Source organism: Paenibacillus assamensis DSM 18201, assembly GCF_000422445.1.
GTDB lineage: Bacteria > Bacillota > Bacilli > Paenibacillales > Paenibacillaceae > Paenibacillus_B > Paenibacillus_B assamensis.
Genome location: NZ_KE383837.1, coordinates 773,686 through 798,902 on the forward strand (window position 1 = coordinate 773,686; position 25,217 = coordinate 798,902).

22 protein-coding genes are annotated in these 25,217 nt (G+C 43.7%); 4 read left to right on the forward strand and 18 right to left on the reverse strand.

The window, feature by feature from the left end:
* Positions 1–8 precede the first annotated feature (8 nt).
* The 3 genes from H580_RS0117860 to H580_RS0117870 all read right to left on the reverse strand — a co-directional run bounded on the left by H580_RS0117860 (position 9) and on the right by H580_RS0117870 (position 1,867).
* Positions 9–458 carry a VOC family protein gene (locus tag H580_RS0117860; RefSeq protein ID WP_028595998.1) on the reverse strand — a complete coding sequence of 150 codons (450 nt, stop codon included), beginning with the start codon at positions 456–458 and terminating at the stop codon, positions 9–11.
* A 13-nt stretch (positions 459–471) separates the two neighbouring features.
* A complete protein-coding gene (locus H580_RS0117865; protein ID WP_028595999.1) occupies positions 472–1,227 on the reverse strand; it encodes a DUF3891 family protein in 756 nt (251 codons plus the stop codon).
* A 271-nt stretch (positions 1,228–1,498) separates the two neighbouring features.
* Positions 1,499–1,867, reverse strand: coding sequence for a hypothetical protein (locus tag H580_RS0117870; protein WP_028596000.1), 369 nt, complete (start codon positions 1,865–1,867; stop codon positions 1,499–1,501).
* 106 nt (positions 1,868–1,973) lie between these two features.
* Here H580_RS0117870 and trhA point away from each other — a divergent pair, with 106 nt between their 5' ends.
* Complete coding sequence (trhA, locus tag H580_RS0117875; RefSeq protein ID WP_028596001.1) at positions 1,974–2,621, forward strand: PAQR family membrane homeostasis protein TrhA; 648 nt, start codon at positions 1,974–1,976, stop codon at positions 2,619–2,621.
* Positions 2,622–2,734: 113 nt separating this feature from the next.
* Here trhA and H580_RS0117880 read toward each other — a convergent pair whose 3' ends face one another.
* From H580_RS0117880 to pcp, 3 genes are all read right to left on the reverse strand, one after another.
* Positions 2,735–3,946 (reverse strand): GntR family transcriptional regulator, encoded by a 1,212-nt coding sequence (locus tag H580_RS0117880; RefSeq protein WP_245583587.1) that lies wholly within the window; start codon positions 3,944–3,946, stop codon positions 2,735–2,737.
* 312 nt (positions 3,947–4,258) lie between these two features.
* Positions 4,259–6,631, reverse strand: coding sequence for an RNA polymerase recycling motor HelD (helD, locus tag H580_RS24695; protein ID WP_245583588.1), 2,373 nt, complete (start codon positions 6,629–6,631; stop codon positions 4,259–4,261).
* A gap of 73 nt (positions 6,632–6,704) precedes the next feature.
* Positions 6,705–7,364 (reverse strand): pyroglutamyl-peptidase I, encoded by a 660-nt coding sequence (gene pcp, locus H580_RS0117890; protein ID WP_028596003.1) that lies wholly within the window; start codon positions 7,362–7,364, stop codon positions 6,705–6,707.
* Between the two features lie 162 nt (positions 7,365–7,526).
* On the opposite strand from pcp, the gene H580_RS0117895 reads away from it, so the two are divergent.
* The 3 genes from H580_RS0117895 (at position 7,527) to H580_RS0117905 (ending at position 12,418) form a co-directional block, all read left to right on the forward strand.
* A complete protein-coding gene (locus H580_RS0117895) occupies positions 7,527–7,970 on the forward strand; it encodes a DUF441 domain-containing protein (RefSeq protein ID WP_028596004.1) in 444 nt (147 codons plus the stop codon).
* 515 nt (positions 7,971–8,485) lie between these two features.
* On the forward strand, positions 8,486–10,225 hold the full coding sequence (locus H580_RS0117900; RefSeq protein WP_028596005.1) for an ABC transporter ATP-binding protein: 1,740 nt from the start codon (positions 8,486–8,488) through the stop codon (positions 10,223–10,225).
* A 75-nt stretch (positions 10,226–10,300) separates the two neighbouring features.
* Positions 10,301–12,418, forward strand: coding sequence for an ABC transporter ATP-binding protein (locus H580_RS0117905; protein ID WP_028596006.1), 2,118 nt, complete (start codon positions 10,301–10,303; stop codon positions 12,416–12,418).
* A 220-nt stretch (positions 12,419–12,638) separates the two neighbouring features.
* Here the strand turns inward: H580_RS0117905 and H580_RS0117910 are convergent, their stop codons facing one another.
* The 12 genes from H580_RS0117910 to H580_RS0117970 form a co-directional block, all read right to left on the reverse strand.
* Positions 12,639–12,848 (reverse strand): hypothetical protein, encoded by a 210-nt coding sequence (locus H580_RS0117910; RefSeq protein WP_028596007.1) that lies wholly within the window; start codon positions 12,846–12,848, stop codon positions 12,639–12,641.
* Between the two features lie 126 nt (positions 12,849–12,974).
* Positions 12,975–13,112 (reverse strand): hypothetical protein, encoded by a 138-nt coding sequence (locus H580_RS26435; RefSeq protein ID WP_169449382.1) that lies wholly within the window; start codon positions 13,110–13,112, stop codon positions 12,975–12,977.
* Positions 13,113–13,305: 193 nt separating this feature from the next.
* Positions 13,306–15,075, reverse strand: coding sequence for a methyl-accepting chemotaxis protein (locus tag H580_RS0117925; RefSeq protein WP_169449383.1), 1,770 nt, complete (start codon positions 15,073–15,075; stop codon positions 13,306–13,308).
* 213 nt (positions 15,076–15,288) lie between these two features.
* Positions 15,289–16,086 carry an ABC transporter ATP-binding protein gene (locus H580_RS0117930; protein ID WP_028596009.1) on the reverse strand — a complete coding sequence of 266 codons (798 nt, stop codon included), beginning with the start codon at positions 16,084–16,086 and terminating at the stop codon, positions 15,289–15,291.
* Positions 16,086–17,006, reverse strand: coding sequence for an ABC transporter permease (locus H580_RS0117935; RefSeq protein ID WP_036605405.1), 921 nt, complete (start codon positions 17,004–17,006; stop codon positions 16,086–16,088). Before H580_RS0117935 ends, H580_RS0117930 begins: the two co-directional genes overlap by 1 nt.
* A 68-nt stretch (positions 17,007–17,074) precedes the next feature.
* Complete coding sequence (locus tag H580_RS0117940) at positions 17,075–18,109, reverse strand: ABC transporter substrate-binding protein (protein ID WP_028596011.1); 1,035 nt, start codon at positions 18,107–18,109, stop codon at positions 17,075–17,077.
* Positions 18,110–18,343: 234 nt separating this feature from the next.
* Positions 18,344–19,876, reverse strand: a complete 1,533-nt coding sequence (locus H580_RS0117945) for a copper amine oxidase N-terminal domain-containing protein (protein WP_028596012.1) — start codon at positions 19,874–19,876, stop codon at positions 18,344–18,346.
* Between the two features lie 215 nt (positions 19,877–20,091).
* Positions 20,092–20,634 (reverse strand): class I SAM-dependent methyltransferase, encoded by a 543-nt coding sequence (locus tag H580_RS0117950; RefSeq protein WP_036605406.1) that lies wholly within the window; start codon positions 20,632–20,634, stop codon positions 20,092–20,094.
* Positions 20,635–20,669: 35 nt separating this feature from the next.
* Positions 20,670–21,263 carry a pentapeptide repeat-containing protein gene (locus H580_RS0117955; protein ID WP_051217529.1) on the reverse strand — a complete coding sequence of 198 codons (594 nt, stop codon included), beginning with the start codon at positions 21,261–21,263 and terminating at the stop codon, positions 20,670–20,672.
* A gap of 36 nt (positions 21,264–21,299) precedes the next feature.
* Entirely contained in the window at positions 21,300–22,655 is a 1,356-nt protein-coding gene (locus H580_RS0117960) for an MATE family efflux transporter (protein ID WP_028596015.1), read from the reverse strand.
* Between the two features lie 89 nt (positions 22,656–22,744).
* A complete protein-coding gene (locus H580_RS0117965; RefSeq protein WP_028596016.1) occupies positions 22,745–23,575 on the reverse strand; it encodes a MerR family transcriptional regulator in 831 nt (276 codons plus the stop codon).
* 133 nt (positions 23,576–23,708) lie between these two features.
* Positions 23,709–25,205 carry an FGGY-family carbohydrate kinase gene (locus tag H580_RS0117970; protein WP_028596017.1) on the reverse strand — a complete coding sequence of 499 codons (1,497 nt, stop codon included), beginning with the start codon at positions 25,203–25,205 and terminating at the stop codon, positions 23,709–23,711.
* Between the last annotated feature and the right edge of the window lie 12 nt (positions 25,206–25,217).

Genomic DNA, 25,217 nt, shown 5'->3' on the forward strand with positions numbered 1-25,217 from the left:
TAGCAATGCTATTGTCGATGCAGCTTGATCCATTCACTTAGATAAGGTACATAGCCAATATCTTTTGGCTCTTCTTGTAGCCACGAAATAAATTCCAGCTCATTTCCATCTGGATCCTCAAAATAGACCGCAGCTGCTGGCATCCATGTATGTACTAAAGGTTCAATCGGTTGTTTACCGAATGATTCTATAGGCTCTACTCCTTTTTCCTTCAACCACTCTATCGCATGTAATAAGTCTTCTAAATCGACTCCAAATGCAAAATGCCTTTTCCTAACTACTGCTCCTTGCGGAACCTCCCATATTCCTAACAGCTGTCTATCTGTCCCGATATAAAAGAAGGCAACTCTTCTTTCTTCGATAAAATAAGATAATTCCAACCCAAGTTTCTTGTAAAATGCAATGGATTGTTCGAGATTAGTCACTTGAATGTGCGTTTCATATAAATTGTTAATCATTTGTCCTTCCTCCTTAGCATGTAAACATGACTGTAAGCTCTGACCATTCCGTTTCTTGATAAGCAGCATGAATTCCGATACGATTTATTACATCTTTTTCGACGTGTTTGGACTTCATCGTGACTGTAAATTCACTGTCAAACAAGCAAGGATCGATCCTAATCTCGTTAGCGCTAACCCAATGCGCATTGATTTTCTGATCCTGAATAATCGTTTCAAATCCTTCCTTGTACCACGGATGCTCATTTTCCTTAGACACCCCAGGCTCATTCATGCAAACATATAAAGATATGTCATCACATAATTGCAGCAATTTAAAATGGCTTGCAATCATATGCTCATCAAGTTCACCTAATCTGGCTCGAATTTGCTGTTGTCTCTCCTTCTCATGAGCAATGAAATGGATACAATCCAACCGTTCAGATTTCTGTATATGTACAAATGAGGAATAATGGAGGCTGCACAGAAGTGCAGCATAGTCATTCATTGCTTCTACTTCGTCCAATCCAACTTTATATAGCACTAATTTCGGAAGCAATGGGTAATCTAAAAAAGAGAATGGAGCAGCAGCACGGTCATTCCATATTGGCGTATCGTCTAATCTGATCCAGCCTCTATCATGCTCTTGGATGGCTAGCACTACAGCTTCTATATCATTAGAATTCTCAAACAAATTACTTCTCAGATGCGCGGCAATTTCACCAGAAAATCTAGCATGCTCATGTTGTGTAGTCATAATAAAGTGTTGGTCGCTTTCTCTAACGATCATAAATAATCCCCCAGTCTAGTTGCACTACCTCTTCATCAACTTCATCCTGCAGCAATCCCATTTTTTATGCTTATTTTCTGTTTAATTTATCCAAATATATCTCAAACATCATCACTTGTCATCATTTTTCTACTTCTAACTCTATTTGATATTTATCCACCAACTCTTCTAATTCACTAGATATTTGATTTAAATGATCTGCCGAAACAGATAGCTTTCCTATCGACTTCTTCTGCTCATCCCGCGACCATGCTCACCTGCTCTAGCTGCTTCAATCGATGGGAAGAGACAACAAATTCGTCTGCAGCATCGTAGAATGAATTTCTTGGTGACCACGTTTAACTAATGTAAGCCCTTGCTGCGTCGTATCCGAAACAATTGATGCCGATTCCGCTATTCGTTGAATGCCCCCTGCCATTTCTTCCATCGTATTGCACGTTTGATTGGCACCATCATATTGCGCATCCGATCCTTGTACAACCGTACGAACGGATTCCGATACTTTAAGCGCGGCGGATGTTGTCACTTCTGCAACACGGCTCAACTGCTTGGAAGAGCGTGTAGCTGCTGAGTCGCTTCCTTCATTTTCAGCATCATTTCTACAATAGAGTTCAAAGGTGAATGATAGACCACTCTCCACTATGACGTTTGCTATTTGCAGGACCAATCCCAGTCCGATACAATTGAAGTAACAGCTTTATACGCATTCTATTTTGATCATGATCGGCTAAAGAGGAGTGATTTACATGGCCGTCACCCACACTTATTCAAAGGGAGAAGAGATCGCAAATGCGATTACGCATGGTATTGGAGCATTACTAAGCATCGCTGCCCTTACGCTGCTTATCGTGTTTGCAGCTATTTATGGCGACCCGCTGCATGTTGTCAGCTTCACCATATACGGCATATCGATGCTGCTGCTATATACTTCCTCGACACTTGTACACAGTTTTCCTGAAGGTAGAGTAAAAGATTTATTTGAGACATTCGATCATGCCTCTATCTATTTATTCATTGCCGGAACGTACACACCATTCGTACTCATTGCTCTTCCAGCCAAACTTGGCTGGACGTTATTCGCAGTCGTATGGACGATTGCCATTGGTGGCGTCGTGTTCAAGGCGTTTTATACGAAGCAATTTTTATTTGCCTCAACTGCACTCTACGTTGTCATGGGTTGGATTATTGTCTTCGCATGGGAGCCTCTTGTTCAAGTTATGTCTGGACAGGGATTAAGTCTGCTTATCGCTGGTGGTGTCTTGTATACGTTAGGAACTATTTTTTACGTATGGCGCGCGTTCCCCTATCACCACATGGTATGGCATTTATTCGTCTTAGCGGGTTCTGTAACCCATTTTCTATCTGTACTCACTCTGCTGCAAATTCAACTGTAGTAGACAGAGCGAACGTTCGATACAAAAAGCTGTCCTCAGCCCTTTCGTGGGTTGCAGACAGCTTTTTCGTTTGCGTATAAAGATCGTATGATTCATGTTAATTGTTCCAGCGTTTATGACGGAAACTTTGCAAAAGCCTGCAATGGCCCGGACGAACGCTTGATGATGAGCTGCGGCGCTAGTATCACTTTTTCATACTTATTCGCAAGTTCTGTGTAGGGCTCCTCAGCTGAGGCATGGCCTTTATCCAGCCTTCTTATCAAGATTGAGGCGGCCCTTCTACCCATTTCATCCTCATTTTGATAGATATGATCAAAGAACGTTTCATGCTCCGTTGAACTTTCTGGATTGTCAAACGTGACAATTGAAATATCTTCCGGCACCCGCAATTGCAGCCGTTTCGCTAGATGAAGCAGCTGAATACCGATCCTGCCGCTCAGCGCCACATAGGCGGTTGCTGCTCGATTACGCATACATTCAGCCAATAAATTAGACTCAATCGCTTCATGCTCAGAAGGCATTGGGAAGTCGGTAAAAATAAGGGCCGGATCGATCATATGTCCGTTCCCTTCATAGGCATTCATATAACCGGCAATTCTATCTTTTACACTCACACATTCCCGATATGCATCTGTGCAAATGACAATACGCTGGTGTCCCAATGTAAACAAATGCTCCACCGCCATTTGTGCCCCAAGGCGATTATCCGAGCACACATAATCAGTCTCTACACCGGGCAAATAACGATCGATCAGCACAAACGGGAACTGGTTCACCTTCAAAGTTAAAATCTCTTCATTATACGTGTCCTTATCTACAGGAAAAATAAGCAGCCCTTCCGCACCTAGCTGGACAAACTGTCGGATGAGTCGCTCTTCTTCTACTTTGTTCCCGTCGCTAAATGCAACCATTAAAGTGAGTCCTCGCGCTTGCAGCGTTTCTCTTATTGCCGTGAGCAGGCGCATCGCAAATAAGTCATTCAAAGAAGGCATGACAAGGCCAACAAGGCGGCTCTGTGTAACAGCGGAGTGCTTGTATATCGAATCCGATTTCCCAGCGGGTTCATGCATAGAATGAGACGATTCGATACGAGGAGTCGCTTCTGCTACAAAGCTTCCCCGACCCGGAACGCGATAAATATAGCCTTCCTTCACAAGCGATGCGAGCGCATTCACAACGGTAATGCGACTCACCTCGAACTGCGCCATTAACTCTTTCTCTGTCGGAATTCGATCATGGGCCTGTAATTCTCCGTGCTCAATTCGGCGCTGAATGTATTGCTGCACCTGCATATAAAGTGGGGAGCGTGAATCATAATTCATCATTACGTAGTGGAGACACGTGAGTAATGCCCTTGTAGACGCTCTCGTATCTCACTCTCCTTGTTCGAAATAATTATTAGTGATCAATACCCGTTGCTCATACCTATGACTACTGTGCCTTCAGACCTAGATTGATGATTGATAACGATAGGCAATGATAGCCATTTATTATGACCAATATATCATTTCTGCTTAACCTTCACAATCGAGGAATAACATTCCATTACAAACAATAAAAAAGCGCCTTCTGCATGCACATGTATGGCAATGCAATAAGGCGCTTTCCTACTTGATTTAACGTAATTTTCTTTACCTTTATTTAACGTCAGCAGCAGGCAGCAACGGGGAAGGTTGCCCTACCGCATATAAATGAAGCTCATGAAGAGCTCTTGTGCAAACGGTATACAGCAGCTTACGATCCCGTTCATGGCCATAATGCTCTTGGTCCGCATCCCAAATGATTACGCCATCGAATTCCAATCCTTTAGCCAAATAGGAAGGAATAACCCAACTGCCTACAGAAAACTGCTGAGTATGCTTCGTAACACGCCGCAATCCATCGATTTTCTGACTAAGCAGCTGGTATACTTGTGCACTGGACGCTTCATTTTTCGCTAATATGGCGATTGATTGACAGCCATCTTCCTGCAACCGCTGCAATCGTTCGAATACAAGCTGAGGTCGGGTTTCCTCTGTAACGACATGAACAACTGGCGGCTTGCCTTCGCGATTAAACGGCTCTGCGGGCTCACCATCAGGCAGAATGGCATGAGCAAATTCCGAAATTGGCTTAGTCGAGCGATAGCTCTTATTCAGCCGAATGACAGTAGATTTGCGCTCTGGGAACATACGCTGCACCATTTCGACACGACCAACCCGATTGGACTCATAAATCGCCTGATTCCAATCCCCCAATATCGTGAACTTGCTTCGTGGGAACAAGCGAGATAGAAGTGCATACTGGAAAGCAGAGTAATCCTGCGCTTCATCTATAACCACTTGCCGGATATGGTTAAACGTGTTGAAGCCCTCTATACTCTCCATGATGTATAAGAAGACAGAAGCATCTTCGTAAGGAATTATTCCATCATTCATCCGAGCAAGCGTGTGTTCACCCATACTTGCAACCATCGAGGCATCAGGCATTGCATCAGGATCAACCTGTGCAGCAGCGTATCCTGCTAACCCTGACACAGCTACCCTTTCCTCACTCCCATTTGTTTGCTCGCTTCCGTTATGAGCAGATGCAGATGCTGCTGATGTCAATGCAATCTCACACCAGCGCGGCAAGTGCGCATTAAACTGTTCGTAGATCGCATCCCATTTAATAAAGCTATACGTATGCGCCTTGCGTCGCATTTCTCGCACCCATTTGCTTACATGCTTCTTACTCATTTGCATCATTTCTTCTTCTGAACCGATATAATTCGGTTGCTTCAAAAACCGTTGATACACCCGTTTAACTTCCTTCGCAGCCCATTCCTTCAAGTAGCTCTTTATCCATTCTCTCGTCTTATCCATACGAGCTGGCAGCGACCAATCGGCTAGTGTCACGTAGAAATGCTCTCTCAGCATTTCTTCTGTAATAATCGTTCTTTTGGGCGTACCCAAAGATTCGAAGGCGATACCTTCCTCCATTAAACTTGTCACAAAGGTATCTGCTACGGCCATAAACGATTCAGAAGCTTTCCAACGTGCAGAAGCCCGCTCCAGTTGCCCAACCGCTTCATTTGTTGGGTTCATTAACCGCTCTGCTTGATCGTAAACGTCTTCGATCTGTCTCGTTGTCCGCAAACGATAATCCACATATTGTTGGAACGTCGTCTGTGTCATATTGGATTCGCCTAGCTCCGGCAAAATGTTGGATACGTAATCGTTGAACAGATCATTCGGTGAAAAGAGAACCACCTGTTCTGAATGCATACTTTCACGGTATTTATACAATAAATAGGCAATTCGCTGCATAGCAGCTGACGTCTTTCCACTTCCAGCTGCCCCTTGTACGATTAGCACCTCGTGTGCGTCATCACGGATGATCGCATTTTGCTCTCGCTGAATCGTGCTTACAATCGTCTTCATTTTCGTATCCGCACTGCGCTTCAACATATCTTGAAGCATGTCATCTCCGATTTGAATCCCTGTATCAAATACGGCTTCTAACTTGCTGTTGCGGATTAAATATTGACGCTTCAGCGTCATCTCACCTGTTATGACACCCATCGGTGTACGATACTGCACAGGCCCTGGCGCATAATCATAGAACAAGCTAGCGATTGGTGTTCGCCAGTCGTAAACGAGATGCTCACCATTTTCATCCGTCACCGACATTAATCCGATTGTAACAGGTAGTTTATCCACCTCGTACTCTTCACGGAAGTCAATTCGGCCAAAATACGGGCTCCCGATATGCTTGTCCAACTTCGTTAATAAACGACGAGCATGATCTTGGACACGCTCATAATTGGCCAGGTCTTTAGCCTGCTGCATGATGCTTACGTACGTTTCAAACAACTGCTCCTTGTCTACCGACACTTCATCCCAAAAATGACGTTTCATCTCGACAATTTCTTGCTGCTGATCACCAATCGTCCCGCGCAGTGAGTCCATTTGCTTGTCCATCACCTGAACGATATGCGTCAATTTACGTTCTTCTTGCTCGTATTCCAATGCTGTTATATGATCGCTCACACTGCAGCCCCTTCCTCTTGCCTGTCTTTCTATCTACGTAACTTAATACAACCATTAAATAATGCGAAAATGCTTATGATTCACCATGTAAAATACCTGCACTAACCGTATTCAACTCTTGTTCATCTATAGCCTCTATGCCCGCTATCAACGCGCGGCGAATATATTCGAGCGACATGCTAGCCTTTCCTGAATGACGTACCGCTTGCTCTGGTATAAATGGAATATGTACAAATCCACCGCGGCATCCCTGCAATACCGGCTCCGTTTCGATCATGTGCATGATCTGATAAAATGTAGAGTTGCACACATACGTCCCAGCTGTATAAGAAACAGAACACGGAACGCCCGCCTTCTGAATCGCTTCTTTCATTGCCTTCAATGGCAGTGTCGTCCAGTAGGCTGCCGGACCATCGACGACTACTTGCTCGTCCACTGGCTGTGCCCCATCATTATCGGGAATTATGGCATCCATTCCATTAATAGCAACACGCTCTAGTGTAATGTCTGGACGTCCTCCTGCTTGACCGACAGACCAAATAACGTCGGGGGTTCCGTTCAATGCGACTTCTTTCAACAATTCTCCGGAGCGTTGGAATGTCGTTGGCAGCAGCAGTGCCTTAACTTCATAGGCACCAACTTGTTGACCATCTAGTGTACGAACAGCTTCCCATGAAGGATTTATCGCTTCCCCATTGAATGGATCAAATCCAGTAATCAGCAGCTTTTTCATCCGTAGTCCTCCTCTATGTCATCCCGTTATATATGATCAGACCGTCTATACCCTTGATCATCTCACAGTGATATTTCGCAAGCAACCATTTTGCAATCAAGATCGATTGTGCTATCGTAAGTGCTAGCTAGAAAGGAGTTGTAAGACAACAACATGACACAAATCGATACACCCGCGCTTATCCTGCTCATCCTAGCTGGACTGGGCTTGCTAAGCGGCAATTCCACAGTTACCATTGCGATGGTTATCCTGCTGCTATTGCGAGTTACGCAAATGCACACCCTATTTCCATGGATTGAGAAATATGGGCTTACGATAGGAATCATCATCTTGACGATCGGTGTAATGGCTCCGATTGCAAGTGGCAAATACGACCTAGCGACACTAACAGCGTCCTTCATGAACTGGAAGTCTCTGCTTGCCATCGCGGTCGGCATCTTCGTCAGCTACCTTGGTGGTAGGGGCGTCGGACTCATGTCCACATCACCTACAATAGTTGCGGGCTTACTCGTTGGTACCATTATAGGAGTCGCCCTATTTCGCGGTGTACCCGTCGGTCCGCTTATTGCCGCTGGCATTCTATCCTTATTTATTAGCAAAGGATAGACAAGGCTGATCATAACGCTCGATAAGACTTCCCAAACCCACTCATGGAAAAATGTTCCGAAAAACAGATTGACAATGTTTACATGCGGTGCTAGAATCAACAAGTCAGCTAAAGCAAACTTTATTTCATTTCGAAACTGACTACTACATAACGAAAGGCAGGTGCTATCCATGTTGTTAATGAACCATCTGGCGTTGGACGCCAATTATAACACTAACTGCATACAGGAAGCCCTGCATATAAATGATACATTTCTATCTAATTAGGTAATCAACTTTCAGTCGTTTTGTAGTTGAACAAGAACGATTGAACCTTGACATTACCTTTTTAATCCAGTTGTGTCAAGTCATTTATCGGTTCGGGGCTTAACAGACCCGTACGTCTATATCTAATACGCACTAGGTATATCGTCTGAGACGGTATACCTTTTTTTATATTTATTTACTATGTGCGCTTAACCTTAACAAATGAGGACTATGCTTCAATCCTCTAACAAAAAAGGATGTGGGAATCTATGCTTTCGGTACTATCCAAGCTCAGTTGGTTTTTCAAAGAACATAAGTGGCGCTACATATTTGGCGTCACCCTACTAGTCGTCGTCGGCATCATTGAGCTGATTCCTCCACGACTGCTCGGGCAAGCGATTGATGAGATTGTATACGGCACCATTACATGGGAATCACTCACAGGCTACATTTTAATCAATGTGGTATGGATGGTCATTATTTATATTATAACCTACGGATGGATGTACTCCTTATTTGGTGCTTCCTTCATTGTGGAACGGAAACTTCGCAGTCGCTTTATGCGTCATCTGCTTAAAATGACACCTACCTTCTTTGAGAAAAACCGTACCGGAGACTTGATGGCTAAAGCCACCAATGACATGCGCTCCGTATCTCAAACGACGGGCTACGGGATGCTTCTTATTACAGATTCAACCGTGTTTCTATTAACGGTACTTGTCGCGATGAGTGTGCTTATCCATTGGAAGCTTACGTTAGCAGCTTTGCTCCCTCTTCCGATTATCGCAGTGGCGATGAAAGTGTTCGGAAAGATGATCCACGAGCGTTATACGACAGCACAAGATGCATTCGGTGTTATGAATGACCAAGTGCTTGAATCGGTTGGAGGCGTTCGTGTATTGCGTGCTTATGTACAAGAGCGCAATGATGAGACACGTTTCCGTGATATTACACAAGACGTGTATAAGAAAAATGTCGCGGTTGCCAAAGTGGACGCTTTGTTCGATCCGACCATTCGATTTGCGATAGGTCTTAGCTATATGATCGGCTTAGGTTACGGTGCTTATTTAATCATTCATAACGAACTAACGATCGGCGAACTGCTCGTGTTCAATATGTACCTAGGAATGCTGATCTGGCCAATGTTCGCAATCGGCGACTTAATCAATGTTATGCAGCGCGGTAACGCTTCCCTTGACCGAATTAATGAAACATTGTATTACAAGCCAGACGTTGCAGATGCAGCTTCTACGCAGGAAGTATCTGTCCCTGAGAAGTTTGAATGGAAGCAGTATCAGTTCCGCTATCCATCTTCAACTGTGAACAACTTGGAAGAAGTCACATTAACCTTATTAAAAGGACAGACGCTAGGCATTGTTGGCCGGACAGGAAGCGGTAAATCTACCTTTGTTAAGCAGCTGTTACGTGAATATCCACTCGGAAATGGAAATATGCTAGTCAACGGTGTACCGTTGGATCAAATTCCACTCGATCAGATTCGCAGCTGGATCGGTTATGTGCCGCAAGAACAAATTTTATTTTCCAAAACCGTGGAACAAAATATTCGTTACGGTCATCAAGACGCTACCGAGCAAGATGTGATGCAAAGCATCGATATGGCTTCATTCACACATGATCTGCCTACCTTATCTCAAGGTACACAGACAGTTGTTGGAGAAAAAGGCGTCGCATTATCAGGTGGCCAGAAGCAGCGTGTGTCTCTTGCCCGCTCCTTCATCTCTGATGCGGAAGTACTCATTTTGGATGATGCTTTGTCCGCTGTTGATGCTCGTACAGAAGCAAATATTATTACGAACATACGGAATTTGCGGACGGGTAAGACAACATTAATTACAACCCATCGCCTTTCTGCAGTTGAACACGCTGACCAGATCATTGTACTTGATGATGGCCGCATCGTTGAACAAGGAACACACGAAGAGTTGATTCAACAAAATGGCTGGTATAAAGAGCAATTTGAGCGTCAGCAAATCGAGTCTTCCTTATAAAACACGTGATAGTAAATATTGATAGGCAATCTTTCTAACTTTCTAATTTGCAAGCGACAGGAGGTACTACCTTTTATGCAACTCGATACGGAACAATCCGCTAAGCCGAAGCAAGTCGGCAAACGATTGTGGCAATATGCGCTGCACTACAAAGGGACATTTATATTGTCCCTCATCATGCTTACCCTTGCGGTTGCTGCAGAATTAAGCGGACCGTTCATTGCCAAGACGATTATCGATCGTCACATCCTTGGTATTGAGCATCCTTACTATAAGACAACAACTGCATCTACCGACAATGTCACCTACAATGGCAGCACGTATAAACGATCGGATCGCTTTGAGCCAGGTGAAGTAAAGGGAGAAGCTCTTCATATTTTACAAGTCGGCTACAGCTTCGTACTCGTAAATGAAGAAGTACCGAATCCAAAAGGAGAGCGTACCTTCAACGAAGGCATGTTGAAAATTACGACGAAGGATGGTGTATGGGAAGGCGCTGCCTCCTCACTATCCTTGCAGCAAATGCTCGTCTTTTATGAACCTGAAATTCGCGGTATTTTATACTGGATGGCGATTTACGGCTTGCTGCTATTTTTAAGTATCTTTATGAGCTTCGGTAAAATACTTGGGCTGCAAACCGCTGCTAACAAAGTCATTCGCAAACTGCGTGGTGATGTATACGTACACGTACAGCGGTTGCCGATTCCTTACTTTGATAACCTACCAGCAGGAAAAGTGGTATCCCGCATTACGAATGATACAGAAGCAGTCAAAGACCTTTTCGTTGCCGTGCTGTCGAACTTTACATCCGGTATTATTATGATTACAGGTATTTATGTAGCCTTGTTCATCTTGGATGCAAAATTGGCACTAATCAGCTTATTGTTGGTACCGATGATTATTTTGTGGATCGTACTCTATCGCAAGTTCGCAACAGGCTACAACACCATTATCCGTTCACGCCTTAGTGAAATTAACGCAATTATTAACGAATCAATCCAAGGGATGCCTGTCATTCGTGCTTTCCGTCGTGAGAAACATACGATGGACGAATTCGAAAATTTGAACAGCGATTATATGAAGCATCAAAACAAGATGCTCAATCTAAACGCTCTTACGTCGCATAACCTCGTTAATGTGCTGCGGAACATCGCATTTATTGCCGTGCTGTGGTTTTTCGGTGGAGCGGCGCTTAATGAAAGTGGCGTAATTACACTTGGCGTGCTCTATGCGTTTACTGATTTGCTCGGTCGTATGTTCCATCCGCTTACCGGTATGGTTAATCAGCTTGCGAACCTTGATCAATCCATCGTATCGGCAGGACGTGTATTTGAACTTATGGATGAACCAGTGGAACCGCACAGCGATGGCTCCATGCCTCGTTACAAAGGTCATGTCGTGTTTGATCAAGTATCATTTGCCTATAAAAACGATGAATATGTATTGAAAAATTTGAACTTTGAGGCAAAGCCCGGCCAAACGGTTGCGCTAGTCGGTCATACGGGTTCAGGCAAAAGTTCAATTATGAACTTGCTGTTCCGTTTCTATGATCCACAAAAAGGACAAATCCGGATTGACGATCAAGTTATTACCGATGTCCCCAAACAGTGGCTTCGACAGCATATGGGTATCGTGCTGCAAGATCCTTATTTGTTCACAGGAACCATTGCATCCAATGTTAGTTTGAACGACCCATCCATTTCACGTGAAAAGGTGGAGGCTTGTTTGCAAGCCGTAGGTGCAGATCGCGTATTGAAGCAACTTCCAAAAGGCATTGATGAACCTGTTATTGAGAAAGGCAGCACGTTGTCTGCTGGACAACGTCAGCTTATCTCATTTGCTCGCGCCCTTGCCTATGAGCCAGCCATTCTCATTCTCGACGAAGCTACCGCCAATATCGATACGGAGACTGAGGCGATTATCCAAGATGCACTTGAGGTGTTGAAGCGAGGAAGAACAACATTTATCATTGCGCATCGTCTATCTACCATTCGCAGTGCTGATCTCATTCTCGTCTTGCATCGTGGAGAAATCGTCGAGCAAGGTACTCATGATGAGCTTATCGCACTTGGTGGACGTTATTTCCGCATGTATCAGCTCCAACAAGGAGGCAGCGTGACAACCGACTCATCGGCAGCTCAGGGAATCAGCCCCATTGCGGAAATCGTTACTACGCCAGTATCACCAGCTTAATAAACAAGCTATCTATATTAGGTAGGCATTTATAAGATAACACCACTTGCCTTGCTACTGTTGTTTATTTTCAAAGCTTAAACATATCTTTTGCAGCACAGCAAAACCATCATAACTCATACACGAAACAAAGCAGCAGGGCTTGCCTTCTATGGCCACCCTGCTGCTTTGTTGCATTAACTTATAAGTGATAAGTCAAATAATGCCCACCGTAATGATATTAATTTAATCTGCATTTATTTTTGATAAAATGCAATTGATTCTCTACATGATGGAGCTGTTCTTGAATAGGTTGCGAAGCTGCGGCTGCATCGGGATATTGTGACTTCAAGGAAGCAAGCTCCTCCTTTAATCGCGGCACATCATGATTCGCCTGTGAACAATCATAATCACTGTTTAGATCTGATTGAAATGAGAAATGTTCTGTCATCGCAGCTCCTATTTTTTGCCCTTGGCATGATTACTGTCTGACGTACGAGTCGTTTTCGTTTGGTTTGCGTGACCTTGTTGTTTGTTAGCCATGGTACTTCAGCCTCCCTATAAGCTAAGAAAGTTCCTACACTTCCTGCTTTGGAATGTTGTTTAGACTTGGGGCGCGATGGGCCGCCTTATTTGACTTGAGCGTAATACTTTTCTCAGTGAATCGTGATTTGTTCTGCAATTGATGAATTCGCTCTGCTCGATTGTACGGCATTAGCTTCACCCCCATCTCATAGACTGTCCAGAACCATTATGAATATCAGTGGAGGAAGCTGTGGCTACTGCCGACAATTACTATTTCTAAGCAAACACTGTGTTATGGATATCACTTTGTGTTTTACATCCACAATACGAACAAAAAATGCCTGAAGCTGCGTATACAAGCTTCAGGCATTTTTTCATATCTATTACCGTTCTTCGGACAGTCGGAATTGAGATAACTGATGCTCAAGATCCTTACTAATGGTATGAAGTCGAGCAACTTCACTCTTCATCTGCTCCACCATCGTTGTTTGTTGTTCGGTTGAAGCAGCCACCGTATTGGTATAATCCGTACTTTGCAGTGCAATATCATTCAATTGGTCCAACGTTGCCATCACTTCTTCCGAAGCAGCAGACATCTCCGCAGAAACTTCGCTTGTTTCTTGAACGAGGCTCGTTATTCGTTGAATGGCCTCTGCAATTTGTACAAAAGCTTCGTCCGCCGCTTTCACGACAGCTAGCCCATCTGTAACCGCTTGTCGTTGATAATCAGCAGCAGTAGTCGTGTGCACATTACGTGCATGAATGCCGCTTATAAGTGTCATAATATGCTCTAACGAGTTTTTAGAGTGCTCGGCAAGCTTACGTACTTCTACCGCAACGACTTGGAACCCTTTTCCGTGCTCTCCCGCACGCGCTGCTTCAATAGACGCATTTAACGCAAGCAGCTCTGTTTGCTTCACAATGCCCTGTATAAAAGCGATCGCTTCACTTATCTCTGTAACATGTCCTGTCAGCTCACTCAAAGCACTAAAGGTTTGTTGTGAAGCTTCTCCAATACGCTCCATTTGCTGAACCGTGCGCGTAATGACTTGGCGCCCTTCTTTTGCTTGCTGAGAAGAAGCAATCATCTGATCTGCAACCGTAGAAGAAGTTTCTGCCATCTGTGTCACACCTGCTGCTATTTCGGTCATCGCTTGCTTGGTCTCATATACACTGGTTTGCTGCATAGCTACCCCAGAAGCAACCTGCTGCATGGCTGCATTTACCTCTGCTGCGGACATCGACGTATCATCCGCTGCAAGCTCAAGCTTCGTAGAAGCAAGTGCTACATCCGATGACATATACCGAACATCATGAATAAGCAAGCTTAGACGTTCAATCATGCGGTTAAAGGATTCAGATACTCGACCGACTTCATCTAATTTTTTAACTTGCAAGCGAACCGTCAAATCCCCTTCTGCTGCCTTCTCAGCCAGTTCACTCATATGCTGAAGTGGCTTGAGGCTTACACGAATATAACTCGCTAGTAAAAGTAAGCTTACAATCCCTATAGCAGCTGTTATACCAAGTGTTTCTAGCAATATGGCATTAAGCTCCGCTTCAATAATATCATAATTAAACTCCATGCCTAGAATCCCTAACGTATGACCTTGCTCATTTTTGATAACATGCAGGGACGTCATAACATGACTATCACCAATTCGATGATCGGAGGATGTTGCAATTCCATTCTTCTTTAGCTTATCCAATACAGCTACGATTTCTGGATCAGCCTCGAACGTTTTCCCTGGCGTAAGACCTCGCTGTTCAAATGAGTTGCTGCCCTGTACAATTTTGAATTCAGTTATGCTATCCGTCTTTACTGGATCAGGAAGCAATACGTATGTACTGACTACATCATCTTTCGTTAAAAAATTCAATTTTTCACGGATCATAATAAATGTCGTATTTGTTTTAAAGTCAGTATTATTGTTGCTATCTGACAGTGTATAAGAGGCTTGTCTAATTGAGGAATTTAATTCTTGCAGCTCAAGATCTACCATTACTTTTAACCGCTGTTCAAGTGAACCGACATACATGCTTCGTTGAAAATTCAGTTCCCTGATTAACATGGTAGAGCATAACGCAATCATCGTAACGGTTACTACGATAATCATCCTGAGCATAATACTGCCTTTTCTTCTACTTCTCATGTTCATTCTTCCCCTCTTCATCCGGCTAAAAATGGTACAGTTCACCCCCGCTCACATGCAGCGGACAAAATGCGACAAAATGTCACATATTGCAAGTATTGTACCATATTTAACCTCCAATACAAGAGAGCGTTTACGCAAACAGGTCCTGATACTTATTTTGCATAACCACTAGGGTGCAACATAAGCATCAGGACCTATTCATTCAAGCCATTATCCACCAAGCACCACTCTATCATCTGCGAACTTAGCGCCACGAATCCGTTCAAATTCAAAAAGCAGCTTATCCACCGTTAGCTTCTTTTTTTGCTCGGCTCCGATATCTAGAATAATTCGTCCTTTGTCCATCATAATAAGTCGATTGCCAAGTCGGATTGCCTGCTCCATATTATGAGTAACCATTAAAGTTGTTAATTGATGCTCCTCAACAATTCGCTCAGTCAGTGCCGTAATTAATTCGGCTCTAGCAGGATCAAGTGCAGCGGTATGCTCATCCAATAACAACAGCTCAGGCTTCATAAACGTTGCCATTAACAAGCTTAACGCTTGGCGCTCTCCGCCGGAGAGCAATCCCGCCTTCGCTTGAAGCCGCTCATCCAAGCCAATTCCTAATGTAGCAAGCTGCTCCTTGAACCATTTTCGATCCATACGCTTAACACCGAAACTAAGACCTCTACGCTTGCCTCGACGCTTCGCGATTGCCAAGTTCTCTTCAATTGTCATCGATGGTGCCGTCCCAGCCATCGGGTCCTGAAATACACGTCCGATAAAGCGGCTACGGGCATGTTCAGGCATAGATGTTACAGCTTGATTCCCAATCGATATCGATCCAATGTCAGGGAACAATACACCAGAAATCAAGTTCATCAAAGTCGATTTCCCAGCACCATTGCTACCAATAATCGTAACAAATTCACCTGCACGCAGCTGGAGATTAATATGAGACAAGGCAAGCTTCTCATCAGGAGAGCCTGGATTAAATACTTTGCTCACTTGTTCAATATGAAGCATCAGCCTTCCCCTCCTACCTTCATCATCTCCATAGCGCGTTTGCGACTTACAGCTTTCTGTTTCATATTGCCTCTAATTCTAGGCAACGTTAAAGCGAAAACAACGATCAACGCCGTTAATAGCTTCAAGTCTGTAGAATCCACTTCCATTTGCAAAGCTACCGCCAAAATTAATCGGTACAACACAGCCCCTAATAGGACAGCCAACGTTACTCGCGCAATCGTACGCTTACCAAATATCGCTTCACCGATAATAACAGAGGCAAGACCAATTACAATCATACCCACTCCAGATTGAAGATCCGCATATCCTTGATACTGTGCAACTAGTGCACCCGACAGCGCTACAAGTGCATTGGACAAGCTTACACCTACAACAATTGTGGAATCCGTCTTAACGCCAAAGCTGCGAATCATGCGAGCATTATCACCTGTAGCTCTTAGCGCTAAGCCGATATCTGTTTTCAAGAACCAATCGATAATAAATTTGATGGCTAGTACCAACGCGCCGACAACTGCGATGAACATGAAGCCTTTTTCGAGTGACGTAAACAATGTCTCTTGATTCAATAATCCGATATTAGGCTTGCCCATAATACGCAAATTAATAGAGTGAAGAGCGATCATCATTAGAATCCCTGACAATAACGGATTAATCTTCCCCTTCGTATGAATGAGTCCCGTCATCATACCTGCAAGCGCACCGCCTGCAACAGCCAGCAAAGTCGCTGCCAATGGATGAAGTCCAGAGCTGATACCGATAGCTGCAATGCCCGCTCCTGTTGTGAAGCTTCCATCAACCGTCAGATCAGGAAAGTCTAATACTCGAAACGTTACATAAACGCCAAGTGCCATAATCGCATATAGTAGGCCTAACTCAAATGACTTGTACATGGCTGTCCAAAACCCTGAACCTAGCATAATGTGCAACCTCCCGACGATGTTATGTCAATGTGTAAGCCCGCCTAGCAAGTAAGCGGGCCGCTTCATTATTCGAACAAATTACCTTCCTTAACACTTTTCTTCATATCATCAGTTACCGTAAATCCTTGTTCAGCAGCAGATTTCATATTCAACGCTAGATCCAATTCTTTTGGTACTTGTACCGGAATATCAGCAGGTTTCTTACCGTTTTTCAAAATGTCTACGGCCATTTCTCCCGTTGCATAGCCAATATCATAGTATTCAAAGCCAAACGAGGCAACGCCACCGTTCTTCACGGAATCTTTCTCCGCTACAAACAAAGGGATGTCCTGCTCATTAGCAACCGCAACGACTGTGCTTAACGAGCTAACGACTGTATTGTCAGATGGAACATATATCGCTTGTACTTTGCCAATTAAAGACTCAGCCGCTTGCTTGACTTCCGAGCTATTCGTAATAGGAGCGACGACTACTTCAAGTCCTTGCTTTTCTAGTGCTTCTTTTGCCTGCGTAATATTCGTAACCGTGTTTTGCTCTCCTTCATTGGCAATAATGCCGACCGCTTTCGCATCAGGAATCGAGGTCTTAACAAATTCCATTAAGGTAGCTATCGCTTCTGGATGCAAATCAGTCGTACCTGTTACATTGCCCCCTGGCTTCTCCATACTGCTGACAAGTTGACCACCAACAGGATCGGTTACAGCCGTAAATAAAATAGGAACATCTTTAATTTGCTGCGCTGCCGCCTGTGCAGACGGAGTAGAGATCGCGAGTACAAGATCCTTATTGTCGCTCGCAAATTTCTGTGCAATCGTACTCGTATTGTTAATATCGTTCTGTGCATCTTTATAGTCGATTTCCAGATTAACGCCTTCTTCATAGCCGTTATCTTTCAGCGCTTGTACAAATCCTTTTCTCGCCTCATCCAACGAAGTGTGCTGAACAATTTGCGTAATACCAATGGAAACTTTGTCCGATTTGTTCGCTCCGCCCTGTTGTTGTCCACTTGTTACATCCTTAGCCTTTTCACCGCATGCTGTCGTTAACAACAATAGTATTGCTGCACATAGTGCCCAGCCTGATAATCGCTTATTATTCATGAAATCCGATCCCCTCTCACTTTTTTGCAATAAAGCATAAAACCTGTAACGCTTTGTAGTGTTATTGAATTATTTTAGCTATCATTTCTTCCAAGTCAAGACAATTCACTTATATTTATGTAAATAAATGTATTTAAGGGCCGAAATAATATTTCTATCACAATAAAAAAAGCTCAAGTTGTTCCACCTCTACAGGTTGGTCAACTTGAGCTATCACAATCTTGCTATGGTCAATTAATTACGCTCTAGCGAAATCCACTTCCCATATTCATGACTCTGGAATTTAGCTTTAACATTAAGGAAATCAGCAACCTCAACTAAAGGAACGTATACCGTACCTTTAACCAGCTTAGGTGCGTTTTTCAACGCTACAGCTTTGCCATCCACTTTCGCGGATTTACTATCAACGTTCAACATAATGACTTTTTGTGTAATATCGTCAACGATACGAATTTGTTTCTTGCTCTTATCCCATTTTACATCAGCATCGAACGATTCTGCTACATAGCGAAGAGGCACAAATGTTTTGCCTTTCTCTACGATCGGACGCGGATGATCATATCCCCAATCTTCATAACCATCGTCCTCAAACAACGACAGCATTACATATTTGTTCGTGAATCCTGTTTCTAACATGAACTTGTGCATGTCGGAGTTGGAATCAAAATGACGCAGCCAATCCCCAGGCGTAAGCGTATGATCTGTTGCTTTTATTGCTTTGGACGTATCCAATGCATCAACAGATATTGGCTTGTTCACATTACGGTATTCTGCTGATTGCTTCACTTGCACACTTGTGAACGGGAATTCACTGCTTTGCGGAAGTGCAACATTGAACTCGCTCAACATTTTGTGCGTAGTCAATTGTGAATCAACGAACCAATCTACCTTAATGTTCGTGTCTTTGCTCATTAAAGGAGCGTAATTAGGAAGACCTTTCAACAATTTCTTCAGCTCTTGTTCGAGTTCATCTACAGATTTTACCCCATTGTCCTTCAACCAGCTGTATGCCAGATTAGCAGAAGTTTCGCTGTTCTTAACTAGCAATTGTACCTCATCACTATCGTCCATCGTCTTCATAACTTCGCCAAATGTCGTGATGACATCTTTCAGCCATGCTTTCGTGCCTGCTTCGTCAGCTACTACCGATTTAATTAGACCTCGTGTCCAATCAAATGTCTCATTGGCACCAAACTCTGCATGGATACGATTCACATTCAGCTTCTGGTCAAATACCGTTTCTTCAGTCGCCTTCACATCTATCACTGTCGGGTTAGGTGCATGCTTGACAAAGAACGCAACGAATTTTTCTTGGAATTGATTTTGAACGGCCGGACTCAAAATAGGCAAGTCCTCGAAATTGAATCCTTCCATTCCCTCAGGCATCAATGACACGACGATTGGAGCTTTCGCCCCATCAACATGAACTGCCATTTGCTTGCTATCAACTACCATGTGGAACCCAAGCTTCTTATCTTTTATGTATGCTGTTCCTTTAACCGAAACATTATTGGTGTCTTGAACTTTTGTTAGCGTTTCGATACGAGTGCTGTTTATCAAATCAATAACTTCGCGTTGTTCCTTATCCAACTTCGCATTCGGCGCTACATTAATTTTAATAGCGAATGAACCTTTGCTCTCTAGTGACTTCACCGTTGCAAGTTGTTTGAGTGCCGTTCCAACTTCCACTCCCCCAACTGCTTGACATCCTGTCAATACGATAAGAAGTGTTGCCAATACTAGCAGTAATCCTTTGCGCATACGCATAAACTTTCTCCTCCCCCGATGTAGGTTTATCAAAAATAACCTTTCACCGATCATTATGGCATGAACAATAAAGAGAAAGAAAGACTTTTATTGTCAACACAAAAAATAAATCTAGTTCTCACCTGATTCTCGAAATTATGGCTGTGCTGCGGTATCACTTTTTCTCTCTACTTACAAAAAAAGCTAGTTCCTTTCAAGTGAAAGGAACTAGCTTTCTATTCTACTTCATATATATAAATTTTCGTACGGTAAAGATCCCTACAAGTAACAACTTTCTCTGGCGACCAACCTGGTAGTGCAAAACATACACTGATCACCCGTGTACCTGGTCTCAGTTCACGATGGAGAATGGAACCTAAATGCTGCATCGCACCTGGATACAAGTAACAGACAACCAGATTCGCATCCGCATACGACCACGTATAGATATTCCCTTTTCGAAAAGCAGCCCTACTCTTCGAACCCCTCCCTAAGCTAATCCATGCCAGCAGCTGCGATACACGCAAAGGAAAAGGGGAATTCTCAATCCCGACAACCCGCCATTCTTTACAACGCTTCGCCAAATGTATCCCCAACGTCCCCCAGCCAGATCCTGCTTCTACGATAAGTCCACTTCCACGAAGCCGATTCACTTCATTCGCAACAGCACGACGGACAGGTGCTGACGAGGGCATAGGCGAAATGCCATTTCTCCAGCTTGTCCATACAATTGACAGCAGAGAGAGCAAACAGAACACAACGAGTAGGAATGATATCATGATGTTAAGATCTATTGTTGAAGCGCCTCCCCATACTATTCTTCAACGATTTGAATATCCATGCTGTAGAGCAGTGAAGTCACTTCCGGCATCATGAACTTAGCTTTGCTGATCCGATTGGTGCCTGGGTCAATCGAATAATTGACAGCATGCCGGAAATCAGCCCCCATTAGATTCGTATTGCCGAATAAACTTTCAGAGAAATCCGTGTATCTCATATCTGCTTTGCTTAGATCAGCTTCCCGGAAATCAACATCTTTAGCTAAGCAATTTTTTATCAAGCCTTTTTGCAAAGAAAGCCCTATAAAAGTAGAGTGACTCAGTACACATTGCTCAAATCGAAGCATACCTTGCCTAGCCAGTTTCGGCCAAGATGCTTCCGTCCAATTTAAGCCCACGAGCTTGGAATTCGTAAAATGAACATCCGTAAACTCACAATCCGTCATCCTGATCATATTCAAGTTACAGTTCTCAAACACACAGCCTGAAAATTTACAATCGATAAACACCGTTTCATTAAAATCACATTTCGTAAAGGTGCAGTCGTAAAACTTGACGGAATGCAGTTCCTGCTGTTGATATTCAAGCTCTCGAAATTGTTCGACTTCATACACCGTTTCAGTAAACAACAATATTTCCACCTTTCCTACATACACGAGCCTTGGTTAGACTTTTTGCATGCTTATTCCCGCTCCGACTCGACGGTTCATAATAATAATCCCTACCATCGTGAGCGCTTCAGCTGCTACTGGAACAAGCCAAATCCCGTTAACCCCTAACAAATTAGGCATGATCCACAACAAAGGAATGACAAGCAGCAACCCGCGACTTAAAATGATCAACGTTGCTTTCCCAGTCTGCCGAATCGATTGATAATATTCAGCGTACACGATATTGAAGCCTAAGAACAAGTACTGCAAAAAGAAGAGGCTAATTCCCGTAATCGTAAGCGTAAGTAACTGCTCAGACTGAACATCAAACATCATGACAATGTATTTGCCAAAAAACAATCCGCCGACAATAGCCATTCCCCCAAACAGCAACGCTGTCTTCACAGCAATACGCAGGGCAGCTTTTAATCGTTCATACAGCTGCGCCCCATAATGGAAGCTAACTAACGGCTGCATCGCTGCTCCAACTCCAAAGAACAGCAATAAAGTCATCGAATGGATACTGTTTACGATAGCAAAAGCCGCTACTCCTGTTTCCCCTGCAAACGCAATAAAAGCAACATTAAAGCCGATTGTAATGACTGCAACGGACATCTCTGTCACGAAGCTTGGAAATCCAATCGTCAGGATATCTTTTATAACTTTCCATTCAAAATGAAGCTTTGTCCACTTCAGAACACTTTTCTTACGCAAAAAATGTGTTAGCAACACGCCAAAACCAATGGCTGCTGATAATATCGTCGCTAAAGCTGAACCTTTTACACCCCAACCATTAATGAAAATAAAAATATAGTTGAATCCAATATTCAGCACAGCTGTTGTAACAAGTCCCATTGTTGCTAGACGTGGATTTCCATCGTTACGAATAAAGATGCTCAGCACATTCTCTAACACGTAAATGACGCCAAATGTCAATAAAACCTCTAAATACTCAACCGTATATGGCAAAATAATATCGTTAGCACCAAATAAATAAGCCAAATCTTCGATTTGCCACAGGCATAGCGCCATGAGAATGCCCACAATGACAATTGCTAGCGTTATCGATTGTGAAAATATCGATCGTGCACGTTCAATATTATTTTCTCCCATTGCGATCGAGTATAGCGTAGCTCCCCCCATACCAATCCATAACGAGATCGAGAAAATAATCGAGAATGCTGGCAGCGCAATATTTACACCTGCAAGTGCATTCGCCCCCACACCTCGACTAACCATGATACCATCAATAATAATGTTGATAGACATCAGTACCATGCCAAGTACCGTCGGTATTAAATAACTGACGAACAATTTGTTAATGCTTTTCGTTCTTAAATCTTCATGTGCAAATGAACCTGCTCCTGCCATTACGCTAAATCTCCTTTACTTCTTGTTGACATATGACAGTGTAAACCTTCAAGTAACTTGAAGGTCAAGCGGGAAATTACAAGATCTATCTACTTTTTTCTAACAGGAATTTGAATTTCCGATATGTATTCCTCAGGGTTGCTTGTCATTGAAAGATCAATAAGTCCAGCTTCTATCGAATCACCGATTATTTCATAATTTTGCATTTCAATTTCATGTAGTAATATTTCATATGTTTCGTTCGTTTGATTATAGGGTCCATGATGATAGGCACAGGCAAATACGCCTTCTTCAATTACATGACGGTCCTCAATCAGGTTCGACATGTAATACACGTTGAGAAACAAACTGTTGTAGGCTTGATAATTTCTTTTTAACAGACCTTCTTTGGATACCGTGACTCCAATCGTACCTACAAATAATCTCACATCATGCATATGGGCATTGTTCTGCAGCGAATAAATGTAATATTCCATCATTTCATCCGTTGCATCTGGTGTGATGGATACCGATGTAATCATCCTTTTCGGGATTCGTTTAAACTCAACCTTATTCCTTATTCCCGTCATCGCTTGCTGCATAACAGCTATGTTGCGGTCCATTTTCGCAATCATGAGCGCTATTTCTTGCTGCTTTTGTTCCATAAGCTCTTTTTGCTGCGTCAAAATATCCAACGTTTTAGATGGGCTCCGCTCATCCACATACTGTTTAATCTGATTCAATGAAATACCCAAATGGCGCAGAAACTTAATAGTATCCAGCATAAAAAATTGCTCTATTGTGTAGTAGCGATATTGTGTCTTTGGATCAACAATGGCGGGATGAAAGATCCCTTTTTCATCATAGTAACGCAAGGTCGATTCAGGTATACGATGCATTCTAGCCATTTCGCCAATCGTAAACTTGGTATTTGTAAACATGACGCTCCTCCAAGTATGCCATCCTAATCAAATTTTATTATTCTTATCGTTTATGTCCTTCATTCGTGCATTTATGTAAACAAAAGGGCATCTCCATATAGAGACACCCTTTTGTTGCGACCTGTACATACAACTATTCTATGATTGGCAGTTGTCTCAAAAACGCAGCCGTTGGCTCATATCGCTGTTCATAAGCACGCTGGTAGCACTCATGGAAATCAGCTCTCGCTTCAACACGCTTCGTACCTCGCTGTTCGATGAGACGCTGAATAGCTGCTCCATCTGCAATATGTCCCGTACCCAGCATAGCTGTATACGCAGCTCCAAGCAGTGTAGCTTCATCTACTGTCGGAACGATCATCGTTGCGCCCGTTACATCTGCCTTCATTTGCAGCCATGGCTCCGCTCGTGTGCCACCGCCTACAGCGCGCATTTCCGAAATCGATTGACCGCATACGCGTTCCCCACTGCGACGGATCATCTCTAACTGATACGATGTACCTTCACATACCGCTTGAAGCAGCTCTGCCTTGCCATGCTTATTGCTCAAGCCGATAAATGCTCCACGGGTATTGGAGTTCGGGTGTGGTGCCCCACTTCCGCTTAAGTAAGGGAAGAACATAGCATCACAAGGGTACTGATCCTGTTGTGTTAATAAGGCTCTTACTTCATCGTATGAGAGCGCATCATCGCCAAGCTGGCGTCTGATCCATTCTAGAGATCCACCTGATGAAGGATTTCCTCCCATCCAGAAACGTAATCCCGGAATTACATGATAGCCATACGACAATCCCGTCTGGAAATCTTCTTCTCCAAGCTGAGTTGGATGCATTAATCCAACCAACGTTTCGGCGGTCCCCATCGATGCAAATACATCGCCGGGAGCAACTGCTCCAACCGCTAAGGAAGCACATACGTGATCATGACCACTAACTGCAACAGCAGGTGCTGAACTTAGTCCAAGCGCTTGCACAAGCTCCGGCTTCACCGGACCAAGCGGCGCCCCACTCGGATATACATCCGGGAATAGTTCTGGAGATAGACCGAAGTTCTTAATCCATTCGCGATCCCAATCATTCGTACGCATGTCATAAACAAATGTTCGCGTAGCTAGTGAAGGATCAAAGGCCATGACACCGCTAAGGCGATAAGCAATAAACCCTGACACAGACACCCATCTTGCATCTCGGAACATGTCTGGATCTCGGTCATGCAGCCATAACAGCTTGGGCAAGCCGTGCTTGAAGGATAAGTGCAGTCCACTGCGCTGGAATAGCTTCAAACGATCATCTGCCGCTCTCACTCGCTCTGCTTGCGGTGTTGAACTTGTATCAAACCACGGCAGCAAAGGCGATTGTATCGCACCGCTGTCTTTATGTAATAACAGCCCACTCTCAGCCATGCTGGCTATTCCAATCGCAGCAATGTCCGCCCCCCCATGCTGCTCAGTCAGCTCTCGAATCATTTCAACAACATCGTTCCACAGCTGCTCGGCATCATAGACGACGTAACCTTCCCCAGTGTCCTGAGTCAGAGTCGGACGGCTAACAATACCTACAACCTCTCCGTTTTCTTCAAACAAACCAACTTTGCGATTCGTCGTTCCAAGATCAATACCTAGCATTCTCATTATTTTGTCCAC

Excerpts from the sequence above, each read along its gene's own strand:
- H580_RS0117880 (WP_245583587.1), bottom strand. The coding sequence starts at position 3,946 with ATGATGAATTATGATTCACGCTCCCCACTTTATATGCAGGTGCAGCAA.
- H580_RS26435 (WP_169449382.1), bottom strand. The coding sequence starts at position 13,112 with ATGCCGTACAATCGAGCAGAGCGAATTCATCAATTGCAGAACAAATCA.
- H580_RS0117970 (WP_028596017.1), bottom strand. The coding sequence starts at position 25,205 with ATGAGAATGCTAGGTATTGATCTTGGAACGACGAATCGCAAAGTTGGT.
- H580_RS0117900 (WP_028596005.1), top strand. The coding sequence starts at position 8,486 with ATGCTTTCGGTACTATCCAAGCTCAGTTGGTTTTTCAAAGAACATAAG.
- H580_RS0117950 (WP_036605406.1), bottom strand. The coding sequence starts at position 20,634 with ATGATATCATTCCTACTCGTTGTGTTCTGTTTGCTCTCTCTGCTGTCA.
- H580_RS0117935 (WP_036605405.1), bottom strand. The coding sequence starts at position 17,006 with ATGCTAGGTTCAGGGTTTTGGACAGCCATGTACAAGTCATTTGAGTTA.
- H580_RS0117945 (WP_028596012.1), bottom strand. The coding sequence starts at position 19,876 with ATGCGTATGCGCAAAGGATTACTGCTAGTATTGGCAACACTTCTTATC.
- trhA (WP_028596001.1), top strand. The coding sequence starts at position 1,974 with ATGGCCGTCACCCACACTTATTCAAAGGGAGAAGAGATCGCAAATGCG.
- H580_RS0117965 (WP_028596016.1), bottom strand. The coding sequence starts at position 23,575 with ATGTTTACAAATACCAAGTTTACGATTGGCGAAATGGCTAGAATGCAT.
- H580_RS0117925 (WP_169449383.1), bottom strand. The coding sequence starts at position 15,075 with ATGAGAAGTAGAAGAAAAGGCAGTATTATGCTCAGGATGATTATCGTA.
- H580_RS0117905 (WP_028596006.1), top strand. The coding sequence starts at position 10,301 with ATGCAACTCGATACGGAACAATCCGCTAAGCCGAAGCAAGTCGGCAAA.
- H580_RS0117910 (WP_028596007.1), bottom strand. The coding sequence starts at position 12,848 with ATGACAGAACATTTCTCATTTCAATCAGATCTAAACAGTGATTATGAT.
- H580_RS0117860 (WP_028595998.1), bottom strand. The coding sequence starts at position 458 with ATGATTAACAATTTATATGAAACGCACATTCAAGTGACTAATCTCGAA.
- H580_RS0117940 (WP_028596011.1), bottom strand. The coding sequence starts at position 18,109 with ATGAATAATAAGCGATTATCAGGCTGGGCACTATGTGCAGCAATACTA.
- H580_RS0117865 (WP_028595999.1), bottom strand. The coding sequence starts at position 1,227 with ATGATCGTTAGAGAAAGCGACCAACACTTTATTATGACTACACAACAT.
- H580_RS0117930 (WP_028596009.1), bottom strand. The coding sequence starts at position 16,086 with ATGCTTCATATTGAACAAGTGAGCAAAGTATTTAATCCAGGCTCTCCT.
- pcp (WP_028596003.1), bottom strand. The coding sequence starts at position 7,364 with ATGAAAAAGCTGCTGATTACTGGATTTGATCCATTCAATGGGGAAGCG.
- H580_RS0117960 (WP_028596015.1), bottom strand. The coding sequence starts at position 22,655 with ATGGCAGGAGCAGGTTCATTTGCACATGAAGATTTAAGAACGAAAAGC.